The organism is Streptomyces rimosus subsp. rimosus, assembly GCF_000720725.1.
Classification (GTDB): domain Bacteria; phylum Actinomycetota; class Actinomycetes; order Streptomycetales; family Streptomycetaceae; genus Streptomyces; species Streptomyces rimosus_A.
In genome coordinates this window covers 22,577-49,571 of sequence record NZ_JOCQ01000011.1, presented here as the reverse complement: position 1 = coordinate 49,571, position 26,995 = coordinate 22,577, and the positions used below count along the sequence as shown (strand labels likewise).

The 26,995-nt window shown below is 73.6% G+C and carries 22 protein-coding genes; 13 read left to right on the top strand and 9 right to left on the bottom strand.

Features of this window, described 5'->3' with window-relative positions:
- Positions 1-11: 11 nt before the first annotated feature.
- Positions 12-1,700: an aa3-type cytochrome oxidase subunit I gene (ctaD, locus tag IH45_RS0108425; RefSeq protein WP_030663794.1), complete on the top strand. Its 1,689-nt coding sequence runs from the start codon at positions 12-14 to the stop codon at positions 1,698-1,700.
- Positions 1,697-2,083: an aa3-type cytochrome oxidase subunit IV gene (gene ctaF / locus IH45_RS0108420; RefSeq protein ID WP_030663792.1), complete on the top strand. Its 387-nt coding sequence runs from the start codon at positions 1,697-1,699 to the stop codon at positions 2,081-2,083. Before ctaD ends, ctaF begins: the two co-directional genes overlap by 4 nt.
- Positions 2,084-2,163: 80 nt before the next feature.
- Here ctaF and qcrB read toward each other — a convergent pair whose 3' ends face one another.
- From qcrB to IH45_RS0108395, 5 genes are all read right to left on the bottom strand, one after another.
- Positions 2,164-3,804, bottom strand: a complete 1,641-nt coding sequence (gene qcrB, locus IH45_RS0108415) for a cytochrome bc1 complex cytochrome b subunit (RefSeq protein WP_030663790.1) — start codon at positions 3,802-3,804, stop codon at positions 2,164-2,166.
- Between the two features lie 9 nt (positions 3,805-3,813).
- Complete coding sequence (locus tag IH45_RS0108410) at positions 3,814-4,188, bottom strand: DUF6479 family protein (protein WP_050514646.1); 375 nt, start codon at positions 4,186-4,188, stop codon at positions 3,814-3,816.
- 181 nt (positions 4,189-4,369) lie between these two features.
- Positions 4,370-4,852 carry a VOC family protein gene (locus IH45_RS0108405; RefSeq protein WP_030663784.1) on the bottom strand — a complete coding sequence of 161 codons (483 nt, stop codon included), beginning with the start codon at positions 4,850-4,852 and terminating at the stop codon, positions 4,370-4,372.
- Positions 4,853-5,029: 177 nt separating this feature from the next.
- Positions 5,030-5,446: a CBS domain-containing protein gene (locus tag IH45_RS0108400; RefSeq protein WP_030663779.1), complete on the bottom strand. Its 417-nt coding sequence runs from the start codon at positions 5,444-5,446 to the stop codon at positions 5,030-5,032.
- 142 nt (positions 5,447-5,588) lie between these two features.
- Positions 5,589-6,422, bottom strand: a complete 834-nt coding sequence (locus tag IH45_RS0108395) for a SigB/SigF/SigG family RNA polymerase sigma factor (RefSeq protein WP_032916998.1) — start codon at positions 6,420-6,422, stop codon at positions 5,589-5,591.
- A 302-nt stretch (positions 6,423-6,724) separates the two neighbouring features.
- Here IH45_RS0108395 and IH45_RS0108390 point away from each other — a divergent pair, with 302 nt between their 5' ends.
- The gene (locus tag IH45_RS0108390; RefSeq protein WP_050514645.1) at positions 6,725-9,010 is read left to right on the top strand and encodes a GMC oxidoreductase; all 2,286 of its coding nucleotides are present in this window, start codon (positions 6,725-6,727) and stop codon (positions 9,008-9,010) included.
- Here the strand turns inward: IH45_RS0108390 and IH45_RS0108385 are convergent.
- Together IH45_RS0108385 and IH45_RS0108380 are read right to left on the bottom strand one after the other, a co-directional pair.
- Positions 8,922-9,893 (bottom strand): EamA family transporter, encoded by a 972-nt coding sequence (locus IH45_RS0108385; protein ID WP_030663769.1) that lies wholly within the window; start codon positions 9,891-9,893, stop codon positions 8,922-8,924. The genes IH45_RS0108390 and IH45_RS0108385 overlap by 89 nt on opposite strands.
- Positions 9,890-10,648, bottom strand: a complete 759-nt coding sequence (locus tag IH45_RS0108380; RefSeq protein ID WP_234440462.1) for a nitroreductase family protein — start codon at positions 10,646-10,648, stop codon at positions 9,890-9,892. The genes IH45_RS0108385 and IH45_RS0108380 overlap by 4 nt, the downstream gene beginning before the upstream one ends.
- A 144-nt stretch (positions 10,649-10,792) precedes the next feature.
- Between IH45_RS0108380 and IH45_RS0108375 the strand changes: the two genes are divergently transcribed.
- A complete protein-coding gene (locus IH45_RS0108375) occupies positions 10,793-11,296 on the top strand; it encodes a MarR family winged helix-turn-helix transcriptional regulator (RefSeq protein ID WP_030663762.1) in 504 nt (167 codons plus the stop codon).
- A 19-nt stretch (positions 11,297-11,315) separates the two neighbouring features.
- On the opposite strand, the gene IH45_RS0108370 is transcribed toward IH45_RS0108375, so the two are convergent.
- Positions 11,316-12,428 carry an alpha/beta hydrolase gene (locus tag IH45_RS0108370; RefSeq protein ID WP_030663758.1) on the bottom strand — a complete coding sequence of 371 codons (1,113 nt, stop codon included), beginning with the start codon at positions 12,426-12,428 and terminating at the stop codon, positions 11,316-11,318.
- A gap of 152 nt (positions 12,429-12,580) precedes the next feature.
- On the opposite strand from IH45_RS0108370, the gene IH45_RS1000000150600 reads away from it, so the two are divergent.
- The 9 genes from IH45_RS1000000150600 (at position 12,581) to IH45_RS0108325 (ending at position 26,339) form a co-directional block, all read left to right on the top strand.
- The gene (locus tag IH45_RS1000000150600; protein ID WP_030663756.1) at positions 12,581-15,574 is read left to right on the top strand and encodes a helix-turn-helix transcriptional regulator; all 2,994 of its coding nucleotides are present in this window, start codon (positions 12,581-12,583) and stop codon (positions 15,572-15,574) included.
- A 164-nt stretch (positions 15,575-15,738) separates the two neighbouring features.
- Complete coding sequence (locus tag IH45_RS0108360) at positions 15,739-17,760, top strand: multicopper oxidase family protein (RefSeq protein WP_078897351.1); 2,022 nt, start codon at positions 15,739-15,741, stop codon at positions 17,758-17,760.
- Positions 17,761-17,813: 53 nt separating this feature from the next.
- Positions 17,814-18,980 carry a 3-deoxy-7-phosphoheptulonate synthase gene (locus tag IH45_RS0108355; RefSeq protein WP_078897350.1) on the top strand — a complete coding sequence of 389 codons (1,167 nt, stop codon included), beginning with the start codon at positions 17,814-17,816 and terminating at the stop codon, positions 18,978-18,980.
- Between the two features lie 2 nt (positions 18,981-18,982).
- Positions 18,983-20,464, top strand: coding sequence for a 3-deoxy-7-phosphoheptulonate synthase (locus IH45_RS1000000145110; RefSeq protein ID WP_050514644.1), 1,482 nt, complete (start codon positions 18,983-18,985; stop codon positions 20,462-20,464).
- A gap of 179 nt (positions 20,465-20,643) precedes the next feature.
- Positions 20,644-21,831, top strand: a complete 1,188-nt coding sequence (locus IH45_RS0108345; protein WP_030663746.1) for an FAD-dependent monooxygenase — start codon at positions 20,644-20,646, stop codon at positions 21,829-21,831.
- A gap of 88 nt (positions 21,832-21,919) precedes the next feature.
- Entirely contained in the window at positions 21,920-22,417 is a 498-nt protein-coding gene (locus tag IH45_RS0108340) for a DUF2975 domain-containing protein (RefSeq protein ID WP_030663744.1), read from the top strand.
- The gene (locus IH45_RS0108335) at positions 22,417-22,653 is read left to right on the top strand and encodes a helix-turn-helix domain-containing protein (protein ID WP_030663741.1); all 237 of its coding nucleotides are present in this window, start codon (positions 22,417-22,419) and stop codon (positions 22,651-22,653) included. The genes IH45_RS0108340 and IH45_RS0108335 overlap by 1 nt, the downstream gene beginning before the upstream one ends.
- A 136-nt stretch (positions 22,654-22,789) precedes the next feature.
- The gene (locus IH45_RS0108330) at positions 22,790-24,820 is read left to right on the top strand and encodes an ATP-binding protein (RefSeq protein ID WP_158812973.1); all 2,031 of its coding nucleotides are present in this window, start codon (positions 22,790-22,792) and stop codon (positions 24,818-24,820) included.
- 7 nt (positions 24,821-24,827) lie between these two features.
- A complete protein-coding gene (locus IH45_RS0108325; protein WP_050514642.1) occupies positions 24,828-26,339 on the top strand; it encodes an ABC transporter substrate-binding protein in 1,512 nt (503 codons plus the stop codon).
- Positions 26,340-26,351: 12 nt separating this feature from the next.
- On the opposite strand, the gene IH45_RS0108320 is transcribed toward IH45_RS0108325, so the two are convergent.
- On the bottom strand, positions 26,352-26,969 hold the full coding sequence (locus IH45_RS0108320; RefSeq protein ID WP_030663731.1) for a TOPRIM nucleotidyl transferase/hydrolase domain-containing protein: 618 nt from the start codon (positions 26,967-26,969) through the stop codon (positions 26,352-26,354).
- Between the last annotated feature and the right edge of the window lie 26 nt (positions 26,970-26,995).

The window sequence follows — 26,995 nt, the reverse complement described above, 5'->3', positions numbered from 1 at the left end:
TCGAGCAGGTCATGCGTACGGAGGCCGCCGCGGCGCCCCGCAACACGGTGGGCCGGGCGGTACGCCGCTGGCTGACCACCACCGACCACAAGGTGATCGGGAACCTCTATCTCGTCACCGCGTTCGGCTTCTTCCTGTTCGCGGGCGCGCTGGCGATGGTGATGCGCGCCGAACTGGCCCGGCCGGGCCTGCAGATCGTCAGCGCCGAGCAGTACAACCAGCTGTTCACCATCCACGGCACGATCATGATGCTGCTGTTCGCGACGCCCATGTTCGCCGGGTTCTCGAACGCGGTCATGCCGGTGCAGATCGGCGCCCCCGACGTGGCCTTCCCCCGGCTGAACGCCCTGACGTACTGGCTGTTCCTGTTCGGCGGCCTGATCGTGGTGTCGGGCTTCCTCACCCCGCAGGGCGCCGCGTCGTTCGGCTGGTTCGCCTACGCGCCGCTGAACAGCGCGCTGCGTACGCCGGGCACCGGCGGTGATCTGTGGACCATGGGGCTCGTCGTGTCGGGCCTGAGCACCACCCTGGGCGCGGTCAATTTCATCGCCACCATCATGTGTCTGCGCGCCCCGGGCATGACCATGTTCCGGATGCCGATCTTCACCTGGAACGTGCTGTTCACCTCGTTCCTGGCGCTGCTGGCGTTCCCGGTGCTGACCGCCGCGCTGCTCGCCCTGGAGGCGGACCGCACGTTCGGCGCGCACGTCTACGATCCGGCGAACGGCGGGGCGGTTCTGTGGCAGCACCTGTTCTGGTTCTTCGGGCATCCGGAGGTCTATATCGTCGCCCTGCCGTTCTTCGGCGTGATCACGGAGATCATTCCGGTGTTCAGCCGCAAGCCGGTGTTCGGGTACATCGGCATGGTGGGCGCGACCATCGCCATCACCATGCTCTCGGCGACCGTGTGGGCGCACCACATGTTCGCCACCGGCGCGGTACTGCTGCCGTTCTTCTCCCTGATGTCCTTCCTGATCGCGGCGCCGACCGGGGTGAAGTTCTTCAACTGGATCGGCACCATGTGGCGCGGCAGCGTGTCGTTCGAGACGCCGATGCTGTGGGCCGGCGGGTTCCTGGTCACCTTTCTGCTCGGCGGGCTGAGCGGGGTGCTGATCGCGTCGCCGCCGCTGGACTTCCACGTCACCGACTCGTATTTCATCGTCGCGCACCTGCACTACGTCCTCTTCGGCACGGTGGTCTTCGCGATGTTCGGCGGCTTCTACTTCTGGTGGCCGAAGCTCACCGGGCGCCTGCTCGACGAACGGCTGGGGAGGATCCACTTCTGGACGCTCTTCACCGGCTTCCAGCTGACGTTCCTCGTGCAGCACTGGCTCGGCTCCAGCGGAATGCCCCGGCGTTACGCGGACTACCTGGCGGCCGACGGGTTCACCGTACTGAACTCGCTGTCCTCGGTGGGCGCGTTCCTGCTGGGGCTTTCCACGCTGCCTTTCCTGTACAACGTGTGGCGTACCGCGCGTTACGCACCGAAGGTGACGGTGGACGATCCGTGGGGCCATGGCAGGTCGCTGGAGTGGGCGACGTCCTGCCCGCCGCCCCGGCACAATTTCCACACGCTGCCCCGCGTGCGGTCCGACTCCCCCGCTTTTGACCTGCACCATCCCGAAGCGCTGCGGCTGCCCGCTCCGCAGCGCGGCAGTGCCGAACCGACGCCCGATCCGCACAGAGAGCGGCACATGTGAAGACCGAGGCTTTTCTCTTCGCCGGAGTGGCGGCCTTCTTCTTCGTGGCGGGCCTCGGCTACGCCTTCTGGTCGGAAGAACCCGCGGGTACCGCGGCGCTGGCCGTCTCCTTCCTGATGTCCTCGCTCGTGAGCGGCTTCTGCGCGCTCAATCACCGCAAACGGGGGAAGCGGCCGGAGGACCACAAGGAGGCCGAGGTACGCGAGCGTTTCGGCGGCCTCGGATTCTTCCCGCCGCGCAGCGCCTATCCCCCGCTGACCGGTCTGGCGGTGGCGCTGACCGCGCTGGGCGTCGTCTTCGGCCTGTGGCTGTTCGTCATCGGCGCCGGTCTGCTGATCGCGGGCGTCACCGGCATGGTGCTGGAATTCTCCGGGCATGCCTGAAGAATCCCGGTGCGATACGGAATTCTTCCGTACGGGCTGGGGTCAGCCGTATGAGCAAGGCGCATCCGTACGGCCAGGGGTCAGCCGTCCGGTTCGTGCTCCGGACCGGCCGTACGCTCGGCGATGCGGGCCCGCTGCTCGGGGGTGACCGGCAGGTCGACCCGGTCGCGGTAGTACCAGTTGCTCAGCGCCAGGCGCACCCGCTGCCGACGGGCCAGGCGCGCCGGGCCGCCCTCGGGAGGCCGCAGCGGCTCGGGCACGTCGCGGACGAGCAGCCGGTGGCGGCGGTCGGCGGAGAGGCCGCGCCGCCCCTCGTCGAGCCCGCCGCTCGGGTCCTGCGTCACCTCACCCGTCTCCTCCCCCGCCAGCAGCGCCTCGCGGTCCTCGCTCTGCAGGGCGAGGCAGATCCGCTCGGTGAGCAGGAACGCGAGCACCGGCCCCACCACCACGGCAACGCGGAAGAACCAGGTCAAGGCATTCACCGAGACGCCGAAACCGAGGGCGGTCACATCGTTGCCGCCGGCGGCGAGGAGCACGGCGTAGAAGACGATTCCGGCGACGCCCAGTCCGGTACGGGTGGGCCGGTTCCGCGGCCGGTCGCACAGGTGGTGTTCGATGCCGTCCCGCGTCACCCATTTCTCGCAGAAGGGATAGAGGTACAGGGCGAGGAAGAACAGCCCGGGCAGGATCACCGCCGGAATCAGGACGCTCCACAGGACGGTGTGGCCCCAGAGGTCGGTTTCCCACGGCGGCATGAGGCGCAGGGCGCCTTCCAGGAATCCGACGTACCAGTCGGGCTGCGCGTCGGTGGCGACCTGGTCCGACCGGTACGGCCCGTATTCCCATACGGGATTGATCTGGGCCAGCGCGCCGATCAGTGTCAGCACACCGGCGGTCATGAAGAACAGGCCGGCGGATTTCGCGGTGAAGTGCGGGTACATCGGCCGGCCGACGACATTGCGGTTGGTCCGGCCGCGCTCGTTCCACTGGGTGTGTTTGAGATGCACCACGAGGATCAGATGCACCGTGATCAGCGCGACGAGGATGCCCGGGACGAGCAGGATGTGCAGCCCGTACAGGCGGTTGATGAGGTCCGTGCCGGGGAATTCGCCGCCCCACAGGAAGAAGCTCAGGTACGTGCCGGCGACGGGGATCGACATCACGATGGTGTTCGCGGTGCGCAGGCCCGTCCCGGACAGCGAATCGTCGGGCAGCGAATAACCGGCGAACCCTTCCAGCGTCCCCAGCACGAAGAGCGTCACGCCGATGATCCAGTTGACTTCCCGTGGTTTGCGGAACGCGCCGGTGAAGAAGATGCGGAGCAGGTGGACGCAGATGGCGGCGATGAAGACCAGGGCCGCCCAGTGGTGGATCTGCCGGATCAGCAGCCCGCCGCGGATGTCGAAGCTGATGTGCAGGGTCGAGGCGTAGGCGTGGGACATCGGCAGGCCGGACAGCGGGGTGTGCCGTCCGTGGTAGACGGTCTGCGCGGTCACCGGGTCGAAGAACAGGGTCAGGTAGGTGCCGGTGAGGACGAGCACGAGGAAGGCGTAGAGCGCGAGTTCGCCGAGCAGGAACGACCAGTGGTCGGGGAAGGCCTTGCGCAGCAGCGCCTTGCCCCCTTCGGCCATCGGCAGCCGCCGGTCGAGCGCTTCGAAGCCGGTGCGCGCGAGCTGCCCGGCCCGGCCCCGCGCCGGTGCCGTACGCCTGCGGAACGCCATCGGCGTGCCTCAGCCGTTGCCGAACGAGCCGCTTTTTCCCTCGTCCCACGGCGGCGGTTCGCCGGAGTTCCCCGGGCGCGTCCCGTACTCGCCCATGTCCCGGACCCCGTTCGGCGTCCCGTCGTGGCTGTCCCGGGACACCCCGTCGGTGTCCCGCGCCGAGGTGCCGTTGCGGGCGGCCGTGCCGCGGGGCCGCGCGTGGGCGCGCGGCGGGCGGTCCTGGTTGCGCGCGCGGCGCCGGTAGCCGTACACCACGGCGCCGATCAGCAGGAGCACGATGACGATGCCCGCGATGAGGGGGCCGATGCCGATGGCCAGGTGGGAGGCGGCGGTCGGCGGTTCGACCGGCCGGGGCGCGGCCGTCGGGGGCGCAGCGAGGAACATGGGAGCTGACTACCCGATGTGTCCGGTTCGTCATCACCGGGGCCGCCAATCGGGTGGGCGGCCGGGGCTTACGGCGGGCGTACGGCGGGGCACGGGCGGGCCGCTCCGTCCCCCCGTGCCCCGCCGTACGGGTCTTCGTACGGCAGCCCCGTACGGACCCGCCGCGGGCCCGGCCAGGGGCCTATTCCTCCCCGGCGTGCGCCCTGCGCACGGCCGCGAGGTCGATCTTCTTCATGCGGAACATCGCCTCGGTGGCCCGCTTCGCCTTCGCCGGGTCGGAGTCGCCGACCAAGGTGAGGAGTTCGGCGGGGAACACCTGCCAGGACACGCCGTACTTGTCCTTGAGCCAGCCGCAGGGCCCCTCCTCACCGCCGTCGGTGAGCCGTTCCCAGTAGTAGTCCACTTCCTCCTGGTCCGCACAGCGGACCTGGAACGACACGGCCTCGTTGAACCTGAACTCCGGGCCGCCGTTGAGCCCCATGAACTTCTGGCCGTTGAGGACGAACTCGACCACCATCACCTCGCCGGGCGTCCCCGGTCCGGCCTCGTTGTAGCGGCCGATGTCCCCGAGCCGGGAGTTCTTGAAGATGGAGAGGTAGTGGTGCGCCGCTTCCTCGGCCTGGCCGTCGAACCACAGGCAGGTCGTGAAACCGTCGATGGTCATGGTGTGCCTCCCGTCGTCTGGGCCCGTGTATACCCGTACGACGGGAGCGGCGCCATAACCGGACCCGTGTTCGAACCGGAGTTCACGGTGATTTACGGACGTGCGCTCGCGCCGCGTACACCATCGTGCCTACGGTCCGCGTGGCCCGGGGACGGCGGGCGGGCGCGAGCGGCGCCCTCAGTCGGTCGAGAGGGCTTCGAGGAGGTCCCCGGCCTTGGCGTCGGGCAGCGAGCGGGCCACGTCGGCCAGCGCGACCATGCCGACGAGGCGGTGCCCGTCGATCACCGGCAGGCGCCGGACCTTGTGCTGCGTCATGGTCGCGAGGATCTCCTCGGTGCCGTCGTCGGCGCCGATGGTGACCGCCTCGCCCTGTGCCAGTTCGCCGGCCTTGGTCTGCGCGGGGTCCTTGCCCCGGCCCAGGACCTTGACCACGATGTCGCGGTCGGTCAGGACGCCCTTGAGCTTCTCGTCCGTACCGCAGATGGGCACCGCGCCGACACCCAGGTCGGTGAGCTTGCGGGCCGCGTCGAGGACGCTGTCCTCGGCGCCGATGCACTCGGCTCCGGGGGTCATGATCTCGCGTGCAGTGGGCATGGGTTCCGCCTTTCTCCGTGCGGCGTACGGGGATGTATGTGAGACGTGCTGGTCGGCCGGCCGCAGCCGGGAGCTGCTGGTGGGCGCCGCGGAGGCCCGGGCTCCGGCCGCCGGGCACACGGGTTCCCGGCTGGTGCGCGCCCTAACGTCCGATCTGCTGGATTGCGCCGGATGCCGCCGGCGAGACCTCGGCCCGTATCCGGGCGAGCGACCGGCGGATCAGCCGCGACACGTGCATCTGGGACAGGCCCGTCTCGGCCGCGATGGCACTCTGCGTCATGTCCTGGAAGAACCGCAGGTAGAGGATGCGGCGTTCGCGCTCCGGCAGCCGGGCCAGCGCAGGTTTGACCGCCTCCCGCTCGTCGACCAGCGCGAAGCCGCTCTCGGTGCCGCCCAGGGTGTCCTTGAGGCTGCTCCCGTCCTCCGCGTCCGGGCCGAGCGGCGCGTCCAGGGACAGTGAGCGGTAGCTCTCCAGGGCGTCCAGGCCGAGCAGCACGTCCTCCTCGCCGAGCCGGGTGCGCTCGGCCAGCCGGGCGACGGTCGGCGCGCGGCCGTCGAGGGTGGTGCTCAGCTCCTGCACGGCCGTGCGGACCTTGTTGCGCAGCTCCTGGGTGCGGCGCGGCACGTGCACGTCCCAGGTGCAGTCGCGGAAGTGCTTTTTCAGTTCGCCGGTGATGGTGGGGACGGCGAAGGTCTCGAACGCACCGGCGCGTTCGGGGTCGAAGCGGTCGACGGCCTTGACCAGGCCGAGGGCGGCGACCTGCCGCAGGTCGTCGAGGTTCTCGCCGCGGTCGCGCAGCCGGTGGGCCAGGCGGTGCGCCATCGGCAGCCAGGCGGCGATCACGTGGCGGCGCAGTCCGGTGCGGCGCGCCCCGGCGGGGAGTTCGGCCAGCAGGCGGAAGTCCGCCGTGGTGTCCGGGCGGGCGGGACGGTGGGCGGGGCGGTGTGTGCGGCGTGCGGGTGCGGTGGCGGCCATGACGGTCCCTCCAAACGCTGCGATGGCGTTCGTACGGTTCACGAGGGCACACGGCGGGAAACGGCAGACCTTGTCGCCCCTCGCGGGTGCCTGCGCTTCCGCAACACTTCTGGGGTTCTCCTGTCCAGCCGGTCACGCCGCACACATGCCGTCACATGGTTCACGGGACGTCCGCACGGTTCACGGGGCGGCCGGCACCCGTTCCCCGCACCCGGCGCCCCGCTCCGGATGTGGGCGCGGCGCACCGTTGCTCTACTGAGGGCAGCGGCCGCGCGGCCGCTGCCGAACCGGGAGGACGGGGCGTGGCCGAGGCGACGGGACGGAGCGGGACGGGGCGGCCCGAGCGGGTGGACGCCCTGGTCGTCGGTTCCGGTTTCGGCGGCTCGGTGGCGGCGTGCCGGCTGGCGGAGGCGGGGCTGTCCGTCGTCGTCCTGGAGCGCGGCCGGGCGTACCCGCCGGGCAGTTTTCCCCGTACCCCGGCCGAGCTGGGGCGGGCCCTCTGGGACCCGGGCGAGGGGCTGTACGGGCTGTTCGACGTCTGGCGGTTCCGGGGCTGCGACTCGCTCGTCTCCAGCGGGCTGGGCGGCGGCTCGCTGATCTACGCCAATGTGCTGCTCCGCAAGGAGGCGCACTGGTTCGTGCGGCGGGAGGAGCTGCCCGGCGGCGGCCACGAGTCCTGGCCGCTGTCCCGGGCGGACCTCGATCCGCACTACGCCGCGGTGGAGGCGGTGCTGCGCCCGGTCCCGTACCCGGTCGGGACCGAGCCGTACGCCCGTACGCCGAAGACCCGGGCGCTGCGGGAGGCGGCCGGACAGGCGGGGCTGCCGTGGTCCCCGGCCCCGCTCGCGGTCAGCTTCGCGCCACGCACCGGGGCGCCGCCGGGCCCCGGACTGCCGCTCGCGGACGAGCCGTACGGCAATCTGCACGGCGTACCGCGCGGCACCTGCCGGCTCACCGGCGAATGCGACCTGGGCTGCAACAACGGCGCGAAGAACACCCTCGACCACACCTACCTGTCCGCCGCGCACCGGCACGGCGCCGATCTGCGGACCGGGCACCAGGCCGTGACGGTGGAACCGCTGGGCGGGGGCGGTTACCGCGTCGGGTACGTCATGCACGACACGGACGGTGGCCCGGCGCGCACCGCCGACCTGCCGCGGCACCACATCGACTGCGACCGCCTGGTGCTGGCGGCCGGCACGTACGGCACCGTCCACCTGCTGCTGACCAACCGCGCGCGGCTGCCCGGCCTGGGCCCGGCGCTGGGCACCCGGTTCTGCGGCAACGGCGACCTGCTGACGTTCCTGTACGGGCGGGAGGGCGCACCGGTGCCGCGCCCCGACCAGGGGCCGGTGATCACCGGAGTGGTCGGGGTACCGGGTGAAGCGGGTGGCGGTACCGAGCGCGGGCACATCGTGCAGGACGGCGGCTATCCGGGCTTCCTGAACTGGCTCGCGGAGGGCGTACGGCTCGCCGGGGGCGCCGGACGGCTGGCCGCGCTCGCCGCCGGCCTCGCCACGCGGCGGGCCCTCGGCTCGCCGGACAGCAACCTCTCCGGCGAGATCGCCGCCCTGCTCGGTTCCGGGAAGGGCTTCCCCGGCGTGCTGCCGCTGCTGGGGGTGGGCCGGGACGTACCCGACGGGGTCATGGGGCTGCGGGACGGCCGGCTGGACGTACGGTGGACCACCGCCACGAGCCGGGCGTACTACGAGGGCGTCCGTGCCACCATGCGGCAGCTCGCCGACGGTATGGGGGCGGGCCACCTGGACAATCCGATCTGGTGGTGGCGGCGGGTCGTCACCGTCCACCCGGTGGGCGGCGCGCCCATCGGCGAATGCCCGGAGGAGGCCGTCTGCGACCCGTACGGAGAGGTGTACGGGCACCCGCGGCTGTACGTGGCGGACGCGGCGGCGCTGCCCGGACCGGTCGGCGTCAATCCGTCACTGACGATCGCGGCGCTGGCGGACCGGATGAGCACCCGCCTGCTGGAGAACCGGCCGCCCCGGCGGGCGCGCCGGCCGGCTCCGGCGCCCGCCACGGCCCTGACGTTCGCCGAGGTCATGCGCGGCGCGCTGGCCGACGGCCCGGCCCTGACGCTGCGTCTGACCATCACCGTGGACGACGTGGACGCCTTCATCGACGCGCCGGACCACCGGGCCGCCGCGCACGGGTCGGTGGACTGCGAGCCATTGGGTGGCCGACTCCCCGTACGGGAAGGCTGGTTCAACCTCTTCGTGCCGAGCGGGCTGCCGGGGCGCCGCCGGATGCTCTACCACCTCCACCTGGACGGTCCGCGGGGCCGGCCGCTGACCCTCACCGGCCGCAAGGAGGTGGGCGACGATCCGGGGCCCGACCTGTGGGCGGACACCACCACCCTGGCGGTCGAGATCCACCGGGGCCGCCGCGAACCGGGCGAGGAGCGCGGGTTGACGCCGCTCTGCACCGGCGTCGTGCGCGTGGGGCGCCTGGACTTCGTCCGGCAGCTCACCACCATGCGCGCTACGGGAGCCGCTCCGCTCGCCGGGCTGGTCCGGTTCGGGCGGTTCTTCGCCGGGGAGCTGTGGGACGCGTACGGGCCGGGGCGATAGGCCGTACCGGAGGCGGCGCACCACGGCCCCCCGCGTACTGCGCCAGGACGACCGAAGCCACCACGGCCAGCGCCCCGGCGAGCTGAAGGGGCGACAGCGCCTGGTCCAGAACGAGGTAGCCGAGGACCGTGGCGGTCAGCGGAGAGGCGAAGCCGAGGAAGGAGACGGTGAGGGCGGGCAGCCGCTCCACGCCGCGGAACCACACCGCGTAGGCGAACAGCGCCCCGATCAGCCCGAGGTAGGCGAACCCGAGGACGTTCTCGCCGGTGACGGTGGCGGGCAGCCCCTCGCCGAGCAGGGTGACCGGCGCGAGGACGAGGCCGCCGACCGTCAGCTGCCAGCCGGTGAAGGTCAGCAGCCCGGTGTCCGCCGGACGCCCCCAGCGCTTGGTGAGCACGATCCCGCTCGCCATGCTCACCGCGCCCAGCAGCCCCGCGCCGACGCCGACCGCGTCCAGCCCGGCGTGCGGCTGGAGCACCAGCAGACCCACGCCGAGCATGCCCAGCACGCAGGCGACCAGGTGGGCCGGGGCCACCCGCGCTTTCAGCACCAGCGCCGAGAGGGCCAGCACCGCCATCGGCTGGACGGACATCACCAGGGCGGCGACTCCGCCGGGCAGGTGGTACGCGGCGACGAACAGCAGGAAGAAGAAGGCACCGATGTTCAGCACACCGAGGACCAGGGCCCGCCACCACCACACGCCGCGCGGCAGGGTCCGGCCGAGCGCCACCAGGATCAGCCCGGCAGGCAGGGCCCGGACCATCGAGGCGAGCAACGGCCGGTCCGGAGGCAGGAGTTCGGTGGTGACCAGGTAGGTGGAGCCCCAGACGGAAGGAGCGAGGACGGTCAGGAGGGAGTCGAGGAGGACTCGGCTGGGCTTCATCGGACCGGGGCCGGGGCGGCGGTACGGGACAAATCGGCGGCGAGACCGGATGCGGGGCCTTCGCCGCCGCCCTGAGGACCGTCGGCGGCGACTGGATGGGCGCGTCCGTACCGGCCGTCGAAGGCGTGGCGCGCGAGGGGTCTGCGGCCGGGGTGCCGGCGTTCTTCCGCGGGCCTGCCCACCGGGAGCAGCATCGCGATGTGCAGATCGTCGCGGTCCTCGATGCCGATGACCTTCTTGACCTCCGCCTCGTCCCAGCCGTTCATCGGCGATCCGGCCAGCCCCATGGAGGCGGCAGCGAGCATCGCGTACGTGGCGGCGATCACCGCGTCCTTGACCGCGTACTCGCGCAGCAGCCCCCGCGCCTCCAGGTCCCGGTGGAAGTCCAGGCTCGCCTGCGAGAACCCGGCGATGAACTGCTCGTTCCAGGCGCCGTTGCGGCGCGCCCGCTCGTAGATGTCGCCCAGGTCCCCGCACCAGGCCCGGCTCTCGGCCACGAACACCAGCGTCACCGGCGCCTCGCCAGGGTGCGGCTGGCCACCGGTGGCCCGGACGAGGCCGTCGCGGCCTTCCCGGTCGGAGACAACCACGACGGAACGGGCCTGCACGTTCCAGCTGGAGGGAGCTTCCAGCGTCAGGGAGAGCAGTTCGGTCAGCTGCTCGGGCGGCAGCGGGTCGGGCAGGTAGTGGCGGATGCTGCGGCGCGTCCGTACGGCCGTCGGCACGGACAGCGGGGCGGGAAGGGAAGCGGGCACGGATGCGGGAGCAGAAGCGGAAGCAGAAACGGGAGCGGAAACGGAAGCGGATGCAGTCTCTTCGATCACCCCAGGAACCTAACCGTTAACTTAGCCCTAAGGCAATATCTATCTCACCATTAAGGGAACCGTTAAGCTGGGCAGATGACCGACCACGTAGATCGCGTCCTGGCGCAGTGGGCCGAACAGGCCCCCGGCCTCGACGCGTCACCCATGGCCGTCGTCGGCCGCGTCAAGCGGCTCGCGCACATCATCGAGACCGAGCTGCGCGCCACCTACAAGAGCCACGACCTCGACGCCGCGGCCTTCGACGTCCTCGCCACCCTCCGCCGCAGTCCCCCGCCGCACCGTCTGACCCCCGCCGCGCTGATGCACGCCTCGATGGTCACCTCGGGTGCCATCTCCCAGCGCCTGGACCGCCTGGAGGAGCGCGGCCTGATCACCCGCACCCGCCGCACCCACGACGCCCGCAGCTTCGACGTCACCCTGACCGAAGCGGGCCTCGCCCTCGTCGACAAGGCCCTTCTCGACAACGTCGCGACCCAGGACCGCCTGCTCGCCGGCCTCACCCGCGCCCAGCGCGACCGGATGGCGAAGGATCTGCGGGGGCTGCTGGAGTCGTTGGGGGACATCGACCGGGTGCGATGAGACGGCCCTGGGCCACCCCTCACCCCGCGTGCGCGTCCAGGAACGCGGTCAGGTGCGGGAAGACGTCCCGGGCGCTGTGCCGGCCCATGAAGACGTCCTGGTGGCCGTAGCCGGGGAAGACCCGCAGCCGGGAGATCCCGGGCGCGCGGACCGTCAGTTCGCGGTGGCAGACGGGATTGGAGTCGGCCATGACGTGGTTGCGGTCACCGGTCGTCAGCAGGAGGGGGGTGGTCAGGCCGGCCGCCGCCTCCAGGTAGTCGTCGGGCAGGTCGCGGTACGCCGGGTCGCCGGGGCGGTACTTCACGGCCCGGCCGGCCCGCACCATCGCCCGGATGTGCCGGTAGTAGTGCACGCCGGTCGCGCCGAACAGGTCCGCGACGCGCTCGTGGGTCACCGGCGACAGGTGCGCGTGCTCGTACAGCGCGGGCCGTCCGGAGCCCCACATGGCGCTCACCATGTGGCAGGGGCCGACGCGGCATTCGGGGTGGAAGAGCGACACCAGGCGGGCGATCATGCGGCCGCGGGTGAACGGGGCATCCTGCGGCCAGGCGGGGTTGAGGTAGGGCAGGCCGAGTACGTACTCGGTCAGGCCGGGGACCGCGTACAGCTTGCAGCGCGACCACCGGGGCACCCGCAGGACGAGGGCGGAGCTGTTGACCACCGCGCTGGCGATGCCGCCGACGAGCCCGGCGGCCAGGCTCATGGCGAAGGTGACGCCGCCCAGGCAGTGCGCGATCACGTGCAGCCGGGCGGTCGGGCCGATGTGCGCGCGGATCTCGGCGAACGCGGCGGGGAAGTCGTACAGGGCGACGTCGTCGAGCGTGAAGCGGTGGGACGCCATGTCGTACGGGAAGCGGTTGCTCATCCGGTGGTCGAGGGCCCAGACGTCGCGGTAGCCGTGGTCGAGCAGGTAGCTGGTGAGGTCGTCGTGCTCGGGCATGACGAACATGTCGCTGGACGTGGTCAGGCCGTGTACGAGCAGCACCGCGTCGGCCGGGGCGGAGTCCGCGGCCGGTGCGCGGCGGTAGCGGGTCAGGGTGAGCCCCAGTCCGTCGCCGGCCGCGAACGGGTGCACGGCGACCTCGGCGTCCCGGACGCCTTCGCCCGTGAACAGGGGAATGCGGCGCTGCATGCGGCACCCGCCTCCTCAGCCCCCGCCCTTCCGAAAGCCCCCGCCGTCCACCCCGAGGGATTGCCCGAAAAGTCGCCATAGACCAAAATATTCCATTGGGGCGCCACCCGCCGTTCACCCCTCCGCCCACCCGACCGAAACCGGCCCGCCCGATGCCCGACAGCCCCTCACCCCCCGACGGCAACCGCGCGCTCGTCGGCCGTACGGAGGTCGTGCGGCTCCTCGGCGCGGAGGCGGAGCGGGCGGCCAAGGGCGAGTTCCGGCTCGTGGATCTGAGCGGCGACCCGGGCGCGGGCAAGACCCGGCTGCTCGGCGAGACCGCCGGGGCCGCGCTCCGGCACGGGCTGACCGTGCTGCGCGGCCGGGGCACCGAGTACGAGAACGACGTACCCCTGTCCCTGGCCGTGGACGCCCTGGACGACCAGGTGGACAGCCGCGCCGAGCAGGTACGCGCGGCCCTGGACGCGGAGAGCGCGCGGCTGCTCGCCGACGTCTTCCCGTCCCTGTCGGGCTGCGGACGCGGGCAGGGTCCGGCGGCGGCCGGCGGGCCGGGACCGGACCAGGCAGCGGCCATCGGCACCGGCCTCAACCGCTACCGCCTGCACCGCGCCGTACGCCTCCTGCTGGAAGCCCTCGCCGACCCCGGCGGCCTCGCCGTCCTGCTGGACGACGTGCACTGGGCCGACGAGGGCTCGGTGGAGCTGCTGTCCCACCTCGCGCGGCACGCGCCGCGCGGCCCGATCCTGCTCGCCGTCACCTACCGCACCCGGCAGGCGGGCCCCCGGCTCACCGCGGCGCTCGCCGACGCCGCGCCCGGCCTGCGTACCCGAATCGAGGTCGCCCCGCTCACCCTCCAGGAGACCGGGAAATTCCTCGGCCCGTCCGTCGGTGCCCGGCGGCGCCGCGCCCTGTACGAGGCCAGTGGCGGCAACCCGCTGTACCTGGAGGCGCTGGCCCGCTCCGCGCCGGCCGGCGCCGCGCCCGCCGGGAGCGCCACCCCGGCCGACGCCGACGACGGCCTGCTGCCGGGCCCCGTACGCGAGGCCCTGGCCGCCGAGCTGGCCGCGCTGCCCGACGGCGCGCGGCTGGCCGCCCAGGCCGCCGCCACGCTCGGCGACGAGTTCGAGCCGGGCATGGTGGCGGTGGCCGCCCAGGCGACCGAGGCGGAAGCCCTCGCGGCCCTCGACGAGCTGGCGGTGCGGGACGTGGTGCGCTGCGCGCCCACGCCGGGGCGCTTCCGCTTCCGCCACCCCGTCGTACGGCATCTCGCGTACGCCTCCTCCGGCGCGGGCTGGCGGGTCGCCGCGCACGCACGGGTGGCCGCCGCCCTGGACGAGCGCGACGCGCCCACCGTCACCCGCGCCCGCCACATCGCCCGCTCGGCGCGCTTCGGCGATCTGCTGGCCGTCGGCGTGCTCGTCGAGGCGGCCCGCGCGACCGCGTACCAGTCCCCCGCGACCGCCGCGCAGTGGCTGCGGACCGCCCTGGACCTGCTCCCGGAGAAACCCGGCGGCACGGCGGCCGGGCCCGCGCCCGACCGGCTCGCGCTCCTCGTCGAACTGGCCCGCCTCCAGGGCGTCGGCGGACGGCTCGTCCAGGGCCGCGACACCGCGCTGGAGGTACTGCGGCTGCTGCCGCCGGACGCCTGGGCGCAGCGCGCCCGCGCCGCCCGGTTCTGCGCCATCCTGGAGCGGCTGCTCAACCGGCAGGCGGAGGGCCGGGCGCTGCTGCGCGCCGAGCTGAGCCGGGTGCCGCCGGAGCATCAGGCGGACGCGGTGCCGCTCCACCTCCAGCTGATCGGCGACAGTCTGATCCGCGCCGATTTCCCGGCCGCCGCCGAGCAGCTGGACCGGCTGACCGCCGTACTGTCGCGGGCCGGTGGCACCGCCGAGGGGGCCGGCGCGTCGCCCGAGGGCCGGGTGCCGCTGGTGACGCTCCGGCTCGGCCACGCGTACGGCTCGGGCGACCTGGACGCCGCGCGCGAGCTGGCGGGCAGGGCCGAGCGGCTGACGGAGGAGGCCACCGACGCCGAGCTGGCCCCCTGGCTGGAGTCGCTGTCCTTCCTGTGCTGGATCGACGCGATGATGGGCCGGCTGCCACAGGCCGTCCGCATGGTCGAGCGGAGCCTGGCCATCGCCGACGCCACCGGGCAGAGCTATCTGGCGCCCTGGATGCTGACCGCGCAGGCGTTCACGTACGGGCGGACGGGGCGGCTTCCGGAGGCCGTGGACCGGGCCGAGGACGCGGTGGACGCCGCGCGGCTGCTCGGCTCCGACGAGTGCGTGGCGCTCGCGCTGGCCGTGAAGTCGCTCCTGGTCCGCTGGACGGGTGACCAGGCGGCCGCGCTGGCGCTGGCGGACGAGGCGATCCGGCACGCGGACGGCCGCCGGGAGTGGTGGGCGCGGCTGGGCGTCGTCGGGCGCGGTCTGGCGCTGGTGGGGCTGGACGAGGTGGACACGGGCGGGGCGGAGGTGCTGGCCGCGTGCGACGCGTTCGTCTCGCCGCTGCTGGAGCACAGCTGCCTGCTGGTGTGCTGCGAGGCGATGGCCGACGCGGAGGCCGAGCGCGGCCGTGCCGCGGCGGCGGCGGGCTGGGCGGACCGGGCCGCGGCGGTGCCGGGCGGCGGTACGGGATCGGGCCACGCGGTGCTGGCGCGGGCCCACGCGGACCAGGAGGCCGACCCGGCCGCGGCGGCGGGCGGCGCGGTCCGGGCGGCGGAGCTGTTCGAGGCGACGGGCGAGCGGCTGTCCGCGGCGCGGGCGTGGCTGCGGGCCGGTACCGCGCACGCCCGCTGCGGGGAGAAGGCCGCGGCCCGTACGGAGCTGGCGCGGGCGGCGGAGGTGTTCGGCGCGTGCGGGGCGCTGGGGCTGCACGCCCGGACCGTACGCGAGCAGCGGCGGCTGGGGGTACGGGCCGGGCGTACGGCGGCGCGTGCGGACGGGGGCCTGTCACGGCGGGAGGCAGAGGTCGCCGAGCTGGTCCGGCAGGGGTTCAGCAACCAGCGGATCGCGGAGCGGCTGTTCCTGAGTCCGCGGACGGTCGAGACGCATGTGGCGCACGTCTTCGCGAAGCTCGGGGTGTCGTCGCGGGCGGCGGTGGCGGGGAAGCTGGCGGGGGCCGGGAGTCCTGGGGAGTACGGGGCCTGAGGGACGGCGGGGCCGCCCGGCACTCGGTGGTCACTCGGTGGTGAGGGGCTGCGTATCCGTACCGGTTCAGTAGTCGGGCACGTGTTTTCCCCGATGTGGTGCGGGGCCGCCGGGGCGCACGGTGAAGAAGTCAACTTCCCACCGAGCGGAAAAGAGTCCCCGAGATGCCCGAGCTCATCGAACCCCCCGCCGAAGCGATCACCGCCACCGGACCGGCCGCACCGGCCGCCGTCACCGACCCGGCCGCACCCACCGCACCGGTCACCGTCACCGAGCCGGCCCCGCGGCCTCCCACCGCCCCCGTCCCCGCTCCCCCGCCCCTCACCCCCTTCCTCGACCCGCTGCGCATCCCGCCGGTCCTGCGGCCCGAGCCCGACCCCGAGACCGGGCGCGCCGAGCTGACCGTACGGACGCGTCCCGTCCGTATCCCTTTGCACTCGCAGCTTCCCCCGTCCCTGATGTGGGCCTACGAGGGCGAGGTCCCCGGGCCGACCATCGAGGTGCGGCGCGGCACCCGGCTGCGGGTGTCCTGGGCCAACGGGCTGAGCGGCCCGTATCCGCTGATCAAGGTGGAGACGCGGGTGCCGGCGAACATCATGCGCCCCGGTTTCGACCCGGCGGCGGACGACTACGACCGCAAGGTGGCCGCGCTGCCGCCCTGGACGGTGGTGCACCTGCACGGCGCGCGCACCGGCGGCGGCAACGACGGCTGGACCGACAACGCGGTGCCGCCGGGCGAGACCCAGCTCTCCGAATACCTCAACGACCAGGCGGCCTGCACCCTCTGGTACCACGACCACGCCATGAACATCACCGCGCTGAACGTGATGACGGGCCTGGCCGGCATGTACTGGATACGCGACGACGAGGAGGCGGCGCTCGGCCTGCCGGACGGCGTCCACGAGATCCCGCTCGTCCTGTGCGACCGCAACGTGGACACCGACTGGGAGGGCCGCCCGACCGGCCTGCTGATGCACAAGGTCCTGCGGGACGACCAGGACGTGCCCCGGCCCTTCTACGGGCCGTACAACGTCGTCAACGGCGTCGTCCAGCCGCACCTGGAGGTGGCCGCGCGCCGGTACCGCTTCCGGATGCTCAACGGCTCCAACGCGCGCTTCTTCACCCTGCGCCTGTGCCACGAGGACGGGACGCCGGTGGACCGGGAGCTGGTGGACCGGGCGTTCCACCAGATCGGTACGGACAGCGGACTGCTGCCCGAGCCGGAGCCGCTGCCGGAGCAGGGCCTGACCCTGGCCCCCGGCGAACGCGCCGACGTCCTGGCCGACTTCTCCGTCCTGCGCGGCATGCGCGTGCACTGGGCCGATGTCGCCACCACCCCTCCCGGACCGGCGCCCACCCCCGAGGTGCTGCAATTCCGGGTCGCGGACGAGGCGGCGGACGCCCCGTTCACGCTGCCCGCGCGCCTGAGCCCGTCGTACGTACGGCTCAGCCACGCCACGGCCCCCGACCACGAGCACCGGTGGATCGTGCTGACCCCGCCGGCCGCGACCGGCATGCCGATGATGTGGGAGATGGAGACCGTCGAGGACGCCTCGACGGTGGAGATCCCCAGCGACGGCATCGTGCAGGTGCGGATGCCGGGGCGGCCCCTGCTGACGCTGCGCCGGGTCGCGGAGACGTTCAACGACACCACGACGATCATGGCGCGCGAAGGCGGCTGGGAGCAGTGGAACGTCCTGAACCTGGGCGGCCCCGTGCACCCCTTCCACATCCACCTGATCCGCTTCCAGGAAACCCGGCGGCAGAACTACGACGCCCGCGGTTTCCAGCGGCTCGTCAACGGCGACGGCACGGTGCGCGGATACGGCACCGTCACGCCCGTCACCTTCACCGGGGAGCTGCCCGCCACCGGCGCCGACCGCGGCTGGAAGGACACCGTACGGGTCGGCGACACCACGCCCGCGCCCGCCGGGTCCGGCCAGCTGGTCACCGTACTGGGCCAGTTCGACGGCGGATCGGGCCGCTACATGTACCACTGCCACATCCTCGAACACGAGGACGAGGCGATGATGCGGCCGTTCACCGTCATGCCCGGGCCGGTGGTGGACATGCACCCCGGCATGGCCGGCGGCGGTCATGGCTCCGGGCACGGGTCCGGGGGCTCCGGTGGCTCCGGTGGCTCCGGTGGCTCCGGTGGCTCCGGACATGGAGGCCACGCGTCATGACGCCCTTCGAACCGTCTACACCGAACCGTTCCACTCCTGAGGAGCGAACCACCATGACCACCCCGATCCCCGCCCCGGAAACCCCGCGCCTGCGCCACCCCGACGGACGCCGGGTGCGCCCCACCGGCGGCCAGACCCGCGTCCTCGCGGCGGAGAGCCCGGCCCAGCTGGCCGAGCGGCTGCCCCTGACCTACCACGCGGCGCACACCGCCCTGACCGCACGGCACGACATCGTGCGCATCCTCGACGGCCGGGACGACCGGCTGCTCGCCATCGTCGGGCCGTGCTCCGTGCACGACCGCACGGCCGCCCTGGACTACGCCTCCCGGCTGCGGGACGCGGCCGCCGCCCTGGCGGACGACCTGCTCGTCGTGATGCGGGTCTACGTCGAGAAGCCGCGCTCCTGCCTCGGCTGGCCCGGCCTGGTCGGCGACCCCGGCCTGGACGGCGGCGCCGACCTCGGCCGCGGCCTGGCCGAGGCCCGGTCCCTGATGCTCGACATCGCCGAGACCGGGCTGCCGGTGGGCTGCGAATGGGTCAACCCGGTCGCCTCGGCCTACCTGTCCGACGTCGTCGCCTGGGGCTCCGTCGGGGCCCGTACGGCGGCGAGCCAGGTGCACCGGGACCTGGTCAGCGGCCTGCCGATGCCCGTCGGCATCAAGAACGGCACGGACGGCTCGGTCCAGGTCGCGGTCGACGGCGTACGGGCCGCCGCCGCGCCGCACACCTTCCTCGGCGCGTCCGGCGCCGGTCCTGTGGCGCTGCTGCGCACCAGCGGCAACCCGGACTGCCACGTCGTCCTGCGCGGCGGCGCGGACGGCCCCAACTACGGCGCGGCGCACGTCCGCCGGGCCGCCGGGCTGCTGGCCGTCGCCGGGCTGCCGGCCCGTGTGCTGGTGGACGCCAGCCACGGCAACAGCGGCAAGCAGCACGAGCGGCAGCACGCGGTCGCCGAGGACCTGGCGGTACGCGTCGCCGACGGCGAGAGCACGGTGCGCGGGGTGCTCCTGGAGAGCTTCCTCGTCCCCGGCCGGCAGGAACCCGGCAGCCGGCCCCTGGTCTTCGGACAGAGCGTCACCGACGCGTGCATCGGCTGGAGCGGCACCGAACGGCTGCTGCGGGAGCTGGCCGGCGCGGCACGCGCCCGCCGCCGCGCCTCCTGCCCCGGCCCCCGCCAGATGGCGGACACCGATGCCGCCGCCCTCATGGAAAGGATCTGACCGTGTACACCCCGCTGCGCTACCCCAGTACCGAACGCGACCTGCCGGACGGCTGCGCGGGCACCGGCGACCGCTCCCCGGACCGGCCGGCCCCGCGGCCCTTCGACCTCGGGGACGTGGCCCGGTTCGCCAGTCCACTGGCCCGGATGCTGCTCGCCAGCGACGGGCTGACCACCACCCTGCTGGAGTCCGCGCTCGCCACTCCCCTGCGGCTGCGCGTGCTGCACCAGGGCACGGAACCCGCCGCCGCGCAGGACGCGCTGACCCGCCGCTGCCTGAGCCTGGGCCGCGAGGAACAGGTCCTGGTACGGCGCTCCGCGCTGGCCGACGCCGCGCTGACGCCCGTCTCGCTCAACACCGTCGTCGGCCTCGTCCCGGACGACCCGGCGCTGGCCGCGTGCCTCACCAGCCCCCGTACGCCCATCGGTTACGGACTGCGGGCCGCCGGTTCCATGCGCAGCCGGCGGCTGGTCGAGGTGGGCGTGGCCGGGTGGGAGCAGGACGGCCGCATCCGGCCGGCCGTGTTCAAGTCGTACGTGGTGCTCGACGGTGAGCGGCCCTGGCTGTTCATCCGTGAGCTGTTCAACCCGCGGCTGGTGCCCGCCGGGCTCGTGGACGACGGGCCGGCGAACAGCCGGCCCGACCGCCTGCCGCCGGGCGGGGAACCGGCTCCCGTACCGCCGCAACCGGTCGTCGTCCCGGCCCCGCCGGCACGGCAGCGGCTGCTGGGCCGCCCGCGTCCGCTCACCGAGGAGATCCAGGGCGCCGGGCCCGCCGTGGACGGGCCGCACCCGGCACTGGCTCCGACGGCGGACGGCGAAGCCTTCCTCCTGCACCTCGGGCGCCATGCGACCGGAGCGCTGACGACGGTGGCCGCCGGACTGGTCCGCTACGCGGCCGGTGTGCCCGTCACCGTCGTCACCGGCGGGCACCCTCCCCCGGGCGTACTGCCGCGCGAGGCGCGGTGGATCGCCGAGGAATACCGCACGTCAGCCGGCCCGTCGGCCTGGCTGGGCGACTTCCCCCAGCTGATGACCTTCCTCGACGCCTGCCCGCCCGCCGTCGCGGGCCAGGTCCACTGGACGGCCGACGGCGAGCGCGTACCGCGTCCCGGCGCCGTGGCCGGACTGCGCCCGCGGCCCGGCTGCCACCCCCGCGCGGTCGCCATGCGGTGTGCGGCGCTCAACCCCGGTCGCGTGCCCGGACGGCTCGTCCTGGCCGTACGGCTCGCCCCGGACCGGATGCTGGCCGAACTGCCCGCGCTGATCGAGGCGGTGGCCTGCACCGGCACCCCGGTGACATGGGTCTGCGCGCCCCGGCACGGCACGGAGACAGCAACGGCCGAGGTCGGCACGTTCTTCGACATCCACTACTCGGTGGGCAGCCGGCCGGGCGGCCTGCTGCTGGACGAGTACGGCCGTACCCCCGCCGAGGTGCTGCGGACGGTGCACGCCGCCGCGGACGCCTGGCGGCCTGCCGGCTGACACCCCTGCCTACCTACGAACAGCGAAAGTGAGCCCGCCATCCTCGCCCACTGCCGGGCGCACCTGGCCCCGCACAAGATTCCCCGCCGTACGACGTTCCTGCCCGCACTCCCCACTGCCGGCGGCAAGGTCGCCCGCGGTCGACTGCCCCGTTGAGCACAGCACTTCAGGAAGCCGTCATGGACACCATTCCGAGCATCGACACCGCCCCGACATCCGTCATCGTCGTCGGCGCCGGCCCGGTGGGGCTGGCCACCGCCCTGCTGCTGCGGGCCCGCGGCCTGGCCGTCACCGTCCTGGAGGAGGCGGCGGAAAACGTGCCACGGCCCGGCAGCCGCGCGATCTTCCTGCACCGGCAGTCGCTGGCCACGCTCGCCGACGCCGACCCGGTACTGGGCGCCGAGCTGGTCGGCAACGGGCTCATCTGGGGCGCGCGGCGCACGAGTTACGCGGGCCGGGAGGTCCACCACCGTACGTACACCCCGCCCCCGCCGGACCGCGCGCCCTTCTCCAGCCTTCCGCAACCGGTCATGGAGGAGCTGCTGCGGGCGGCCTGCCGCCGGGCCGGGGTGGAGCTGTGCTGGCAGAGCCCGGTCACCGGCGTCACCGCGTCGTCCGACGGCGTGCGGGTCGGCACACCGGAAGGCGGGCTCCGGGCCGCGTACGCCGTCGGCTGCGACGGCGCCCGGTCGGCCGTGCGGCGGGCCATCGGCGTACGGCTGCACGGGCCGCGCTCGCCGCATGCGTTCCTCGTGCTGGACGTCGCGGACGACCCCGGGCACCCGCTGCCGCCAGAGCGTGCCTTCCACTACCGGGATCCGCGCATGGCCGGGCGGAACGTGCTGACCGTGCCGTTCCGTGGCGGGCTGCGGATCGACGTGCAGTGCCGTCCCGACGACGATCCCGACGCGCTCGGCGAGGCCGCGACGGACTGGTTGCCCGGGCTGCTGCCGGACGGGCACGCCTGCTCCGTGACCTGGTCCTCGCACTACCGCTTCCAGCAGGTGGTCGCCGACCGGCTCACCGACGCGTACGGCCGGGTGCTGCTCGCCGGGGAGGCGGGGCATCTCTTCGCCCCGTTCGGCGCGCGTGGCCTTAACTCGGGCATCGCCGACGCGGCGGCGGCCGCGGACGCGCTGGCCACCGGTGACGTGTCCGGTTACGCGCGCGACCGCCACCGCGCCGCGCTCCTCAACCGCCGCGCCGCCGGGCGGGCCCTGACCCACCTCACCGCCTCCACTCCCTGGCACCGCGCCGTCCAGCGGCTGGCCGTCGCCGCCGCACCCCGCTCGGAGCGCGCCGGGCGCTGGCTGGACTCGGCGCCGTACGGCCCGCGCGACGCCGGGATTCCCGGGAGCCGCTACTGAGGCCGCCTCGCCTCCTCCGGTCCCGTCCTTCGGCCAATTCCATGCAGGATCGATTGATTTTCGATAGGAACCGATCGATAATCGATACATGCATCGTCTCCTCATCACCACACTCCAGGTCGGCATCGGCGCCGCGTTCCTGATCGGCCTCTTCGGCCAGTTCGTGGTCATCCCGGGGACGGCGGCCGACGAGGTCGCCGGTTTCCCGCCGTACGCCCCGTACGCGGTGCCCTACGCGGCGGTGGCGATCGCGGTCGTCGCCTGTGTCCAGGTCGCGCTCGTCGCCCTGTGGATGCTGCTCACCATGGTCGAACGCGACGCGATCTTCACACCGCGGGCCTTCCGGTGGGTCGATGTCATCATCGGGGCCTCGGGCGTGGCGACGCTGCTGGCGCTCGGCGTCACCGGGCACCTGGCCGTGGCCGAGATCCCGTCGCCCGCCGACGGCATGGATGCCGTCGGCGCGCTGGCCGCCGCGGGCGCGGTCACCGCCGTGGGCGCCGCGTTCGCAATGCTCGTCGTCGTCCTGCGCGGCCTGCTGCGCAAGGCGACGGAGCTGCGGACCGAGATGGCCGGGGTCATCTGATGGCGATCGTCGTCGACCTCGACGTCCAGCTCGCCAGACGCCGCATGTCGGTCGGCGAGTTCGCGGAGGCCGTCGGCATCACGCCCGCCAACATCGCCGTGCTGAAGAACGGCCGCGCGAAGGCGGTGCGCTTCACGACGCTCGACGCGATCTGCCGCACGCTCGGCTGCCAGCCCGGGGACGTGCTGCGCTGGGTTCCGGACGGGGACACGGACGAGCAGGGTGCGGGCGGGTAGGCGGTACGCGGGCCGTGCGCCGCGCCTCAATGACCCCACGTTCCCCATCCATACCCCCCACGCCTGAAACCTCTTGCGCGCCCCGGGAATTGCTGCATCCTGGTCCTTCACGACGGTGACCACGAGGGGGACACGGGTGCAGTCCCGACGTGATCTGATGATCCGCACGTTCGTCGGGCAGCGGCTCGTCCGGGCCGACGGAGGGCACGCCCGGCATCCCGTTCTGCTCCTGCTCGGGCCCCGCGGCAGCGGCAAGACCGCGCTGGCGGGCCACCTGGAGAACTGGGGGCGCCGCGCGCCGACGGCCGCCCTGGACCTGGCGGCGCTCGACGACGGCGTACACCACCCGGTGGACGTCCTGGCCCGCATCGCCTTCCAGCTCAACGCGCGCCGCCGCGACTTCCCGCCGCTGGCCCTGCCGTCCTTCGCCGTACTCCTGATGGCGCTCTCGGCCGAGGCCGACCCGGAGAGCCGGGACGCCGCCCTGGGCCAGATGCGCGAGGCCCTGCGCGCCGGCCGCGCGGAGGACCATTCGCTGGAGGTGCTGCGGGACCTGGTGACGTCGGTCGGTGTGCCGGTGGGGCTGCCCGGCTGGTCGGCGGCGATCGTGCCGCTGATACAGGGCTGGCAGCGGGCCCGGGTGTGGTGGCGGCTGCACCGGCGGCTGGACCGCGTCCCGCGCGGCGGCTCACGCGTACCGTCACCGGCGGACGTGCTCGTCGAACTCAACCAGCACTTCCGGCACGGCACGGCGGCCCAGCGCGAGCGGGCCGAGTCGGTGCTGTTGCAGGCGTTCCTCGCCGACCTCCAGGGCGCATACACGAAGCACGGCGGCGACCGCGTCCGTACGCTGCGCTGCCTGGTGCTGCTGGACAACGCCGACAGCGAGCTGGGGGACGCGTTCCTCCAGGCCCTGGTCGAGGCGCGGGCCGCGGCTCCCGAACGGCCGGACCCGCTGGTGGTCGTGGCGTGCGCGCGCCGTACGCCGGAAGTGCTGCGGCAGTTGGAGCTGGGGCCCCGGCCGCTCGGCGGCTATCTGTCGTGCTGGCAGCCGCCGGAGCGGGAGGACGGGCCGGAGCTGTTCGTGCCGCGGGTGGTGACCCGGCCGGGCGGCGGTGCCCGACTGGAGGTGGCGCAGCTGCGTCCGCTGGACCGGGCCGAGGTGCAGGAGCAGGCCGGTCCGTATGTGAAGCGGATGCCGCCGGCGGCGCTGGCGGGCCTGACGCATCCGGTGGCGTGGCTCGGCCGTACGGTCCACGAGCTGACGCGCGGCCATCCGGCGGCCACCCGCGCCGTGCTGGAGGCGCTGGAGGACTTCGCGCCGGAGGTGCCGTGCGGGCGGCGGCTGCGCATGGTGATGGCACCGGAAGGACCGCACTCCGTCGCGGACGCGCTGCTGGAACTGCTGCTCCGGGACGTGCCGCAGGAGCTGTCCGACGCCCTGCCGCGCGCTGCCGCGGCCGTCACCCTCGGGCAGGCCGCGAGCGCCGGTGACCTGTGGCGGCAGGGCGACGCCCCGCCGCGGCTGCTGCGCCGCCTGGCCCACGACGACCAGTACGCCGAGCGGATCGCCTTCGACGGCCACCAGCACAGCGCCCTCCCGGACGTCGTCCGCAGGCTGCTGCTCGGCAGGCTGTCGCTGGCTCCGGCGCCGCCGGACGGCACCTCGCCGTGGGACGCGGCCCACGGCATCCTCGGCGCCGTCGCCGAGTCGGGGCGCCTGGGCGCGTACCACCGGCTGGCGGGCGGCGACGTCCAGGGCGCGGCGGCCTATCTGCACGACCGCTTCGTCGCCGTGTGCGGGGGCGACGGCTCGGCGCAGGCGTGGTGCGAGGAACTGTCCTGGATCCAGCGCGCGCCGCGCCGCTGGGAGGCGGAGGCGCAGGGGCGTTCGGCGGGCGCGGAGTTCCAGCACCGGATCGCGCGGGCGCCGGGCCCGCCCGACCTGGTGATGGTCACCCGGCTGCTGGTGGCCGGGTGGATCACCACCCATCCGGCGACCGACCCGTACGCGGCGCTGTGGTCCGACCCGCTGGGCGATCCGGCGGCCGAGCTGTACCCGAAGATTGTCGATGCACTGCAGACCCTGAGCGGCCGGCTGAGCGACGAGACGGACCACGACGTGCTGTGGCAGCGGGCGGCCGCCTACGAGAGGAAGCCCTGGTGAGCGTGGGATGAGTGACGACGACCAGCCCCTCGCGCCGCCGAAGCCGCGGCCCCGCAGATGGCTGCGGGCCGCCGTCGTCCTGGTCACCGCGGGCGCGCTGGCCGTGGGCGGGTACTGGGTCTACGACACGGTGTTCGTACGGTGTGCCGACGGCGTGCGCGAGCAGGGGCCGCGCGGCGAGTGCGTGGGCGTGACCGACGGCTCGTACGTGTTCGACCCAGCGCTGCGGGACATCTCCGGACAGATCCTGGCCGAGAACCGGCGGGTGGCGAAGTCCGGCAAGCCCTGGGTGTCGGTGGCGTACCTCCAGCCGATGACGCCGGGGCCCGACGACAAGGGGCGCGACATCATCCGGCGGGAGCTGGAGGGCGCCTACCTGGCCCAGCGCGAGCTGAACGACCCGCGGCGCGGCGGGCGCGGCGACTCGCCGCAGATCAAGCTGCTGCTGGCGAACAGCGGCGCCGGGTCCGAGCAGTGGCGGCCGCTGGTCGACCAGCTCAAGGGGCTGAAGGACGGCGACCGGCACCTGGTCGCGGTGGCCGGGCTCGGGCAGAGCCGGCAGACCACGCAGGACGCGATCGACGCCCTGCGGGCCGCCGGCATCCCCATGATGGGCTCGACCGTGACCGCCGACGCCATCAACCGGCCGGGGCAGACCGGGTTCTGGCGGGTGGCGCCGCCCAACGCCGACCAGGCGTCGGCGGTGGTGCGGCATCTGCGGACGCTGCAGAAGCGGGCCGGTCAGCGGCCCTACCGCGTGACGACCATCAAGGACCGCAGCGAGCAGGACACCTACAGCGCGTCCCTGAACCGGGGCTTCACCGCGGCCGCGGCGCGCCAGGAGCTGAAGCTGACCGACATGGGGCTGGCCTACAGTTCGGCCGACCGCGCCACCGCCAACGCGTTCTCCGCGCTCGCCGACCGGGTCTGCGCCGATCCGCCGGACGCCGTGTACTTCGCGGGCCGCGGGCGCGCGCTGCGCGGCTTCATCGAGGCGATGGCCGCCGCCGGGCGGCGCTGCCCCACCTCGGTGTACACCGGGGACGACGTGGTGGGCGTCTTCGACGTACCGGAGAGCTACGAGGCGCGCGAGGCGTTCCGGAAGGTGTGGGAGCGCAGCCGGCTGACCGTGCACCACACCGTACTGGCCCACCCCGACCAGTGGCTCACCACCTATCCGGGCGACGGGAACCCGCTGCCGGAGTTCCGCGAGGCCTACCGCAAGGACATCCACCGCTCGGTCGGTGAACTGTCCGACGGGCAGGCCATCATGGGCCACGATGCCCTGCTCACCCTCGGCGTGGCCATCCGTTCCGGCGCGGACCGGCAGGGCAGCGGCCCGGTGACCACGAGCAGCACCCGCCAGATGCTGTATCTGATCGGCGGCAGCAAGCCGGTGTACGGGGTCAGCGGTCCGATCCGGTTCGACGAGCAGGGCGACCCCGAGGGCAAGCCGCTGGCGCTGGTCGAGCTGAAGCCGGACGGCTCGTATGCCTTCCGGCAGGTGGTGTGGCCGTAGCGGGCGGTCGTGTCACAAGCTCGCCAGGAGGTCGTCGAGCGGGGCCGGCACCTGGTCGGGGCCGAGGGCTTCGACGAGGAGACGGCCGTAGCGGATCTTGCGGCCCTTCTTCGTGCCGAGGAAGCGCCGCAACTGCTGCTGCCGGGGCCGGCCGTGCTGTGCGGGCTGGTGCAGGAACGTCTGCCAGGCTCGGTGGTCGCCCTCGGCGCGTACGATCTCCTCGACCCGTGCCGTGCCCAGCGCGCGGATGAGTTCCTCCTCCAGGTCCCGTACACACACGTGGAAGCCCCGGTGCGGCGCCCGTGCGCGCTCCAGGGCGCGGTCGTAGTATCGCTGCTCGTTCTCGTCGCACAGCCCCGCCAGGCGCAGGCCGAGGCCGGGCGGTCCGAGGAGTGCGGTGTAGCGGCCGACGCTCATCGCCCCGCCCATCGGCAGGACGCACACCCCCTCGGCGGTCAGGTCCCGGCCGCGCCGTACGGCCAGCGCCTCCACGGCAGCGAGGTCGCTCGGCCCTTCGAGCAGCACCGCCGTCCGCACCCCCAGCCGCGCCGCCAGCTCGCCCGCCGGTCCGCCGGGGCCGCCGGCCGCCCAGCCGCCGACCGCATCCCGGAACGTCCGCATGTCCGCCATGCAGCGAGTGTGCACCGCTGCCGACG

Excerpts from the sequence above, each read along its gene's own strand:
- IH45_RS0108400 (WP_030663779.1), bottom strand. The coding sequence starts at position 5,446 with ATGCCCACTGCACGCGAGATCATGACCCCCGGAGCCGAGTGCATCGGC.
- IH45_RS0108325 (WP_050514642.1), top strand. The coding sequence starts at position 24,828 with ATGAGTGACGACGACCAGCCCCTCGCGCCGCCGAAGCCGCGGCCCCGC.
- IH45_RS0108355 (WP_078897350.1), top strand. The coding sequence starts at position 17,814 with ATGACCACCCCGATCCCCGCCCCGGAAACCCCGCGCCTGCGCCACCCC.
- IH45_RS0108375 (WP_030663762.1), top strand. The coding sequence starts at position 10,793 with ATGACCGACCACGTAGATCGCGTCCTGGCGCAGTGGGCCGAACAGGCC.
- IH45_RS0108385 (WP_030663769.1), bottom strand. The coding sequence starts at position 9,893 with ATGAAGCCCAGCCGAGTCCTCCTCGACTCCCTCCTGACCGTCCTCGCT.
- IH45_RS0108345 (WP_030663746.1), top strand. The coding sequence starts at position 20,644 with ATGGACACCATTCCGAGCATCGACACCGCCCCGACATCCGTCATCGTC.
- qcrB (WP_030663790.1), bottom strand. The coding sequence starts at position 3,804 with ATGGCGTTCCGCAGGCGTACGGCACCGGCGCGGGGCCGGGCCGGGCAG.
- IH45_RS0108360 (WP_078897351.1), top strand. The coding sequence starts at position 15,739 with ATGCCCGAGCTCATCGAACCCCCCGCCGAAGCGATCACCGCCACCGGA.
- IH45_RS0108395 (WP_032916998.1), bottom strand. The coding sequence starts at position 6,422 with ATGGCCGCCACCGCACCCGCACGCCGCACACACCGCCCCGCCCACCGT.
- IH45_RS0108335 (WP_030663741.1), top strand. The coding sequence starts at position 22,417 with ATGGCGATCGTCGTCGACCTCGACGTCCAGCTCGCCAGACGCCGCATG.
- IH45_RS0108340 (WP_030663744.1), top strand. The coding sequence starts at position 21,920 with ATGCATCGTCTCCTCATCACCACACTCCAGGTCGGCATCGGCGCCGCG.
- IH45_RS0108320 (WP_030663731.1), bottom strand. The coding sequence starts at position 26,969 with ATGGCGGACATGCGGACGTTCCGGGATGCGGTCGGCGGCTGGGCGGCC.
- IH45_RS1000000150600 (WP_030663756.1), top strand. The coding sequence starts at position 12,581 with ATGCCCGACAGCCCCTCACCCCCCGACGGCAACCGCGCGCTCGTCGGC.
- IH45_RS0108405 (WP_030663784.1), bottom strand. The coding sequence starts at position 4,852 with ATGACCATCGACGGTTTCACGACCTGCCTGTGGTTCGACGGCCAGGCC.
- IH45_RS0108370 (WP_030663758.1), bottom strand. The coding sequence starts at position 12,428 with ATGCAGCGCCGCATTCCCCTGTTCACGGGCGAAGGCGTCCGGGACGCC.
- IH45_RS0108410 (WP_050514646.1), bottom strand. The coding sequence starts at position 4,188 with ATGTTCCTCGCTGCGCCCCCGACGGCCGCGCCCCGGCCGGTCGAACCG.
- ctaD (WP_030663794.1), top strand. The coding sequence starts at position 12 with ATGCGTACGGAGGCCGCCGCGGCGCCCCGCAACACGGTGGGCCGGGCG.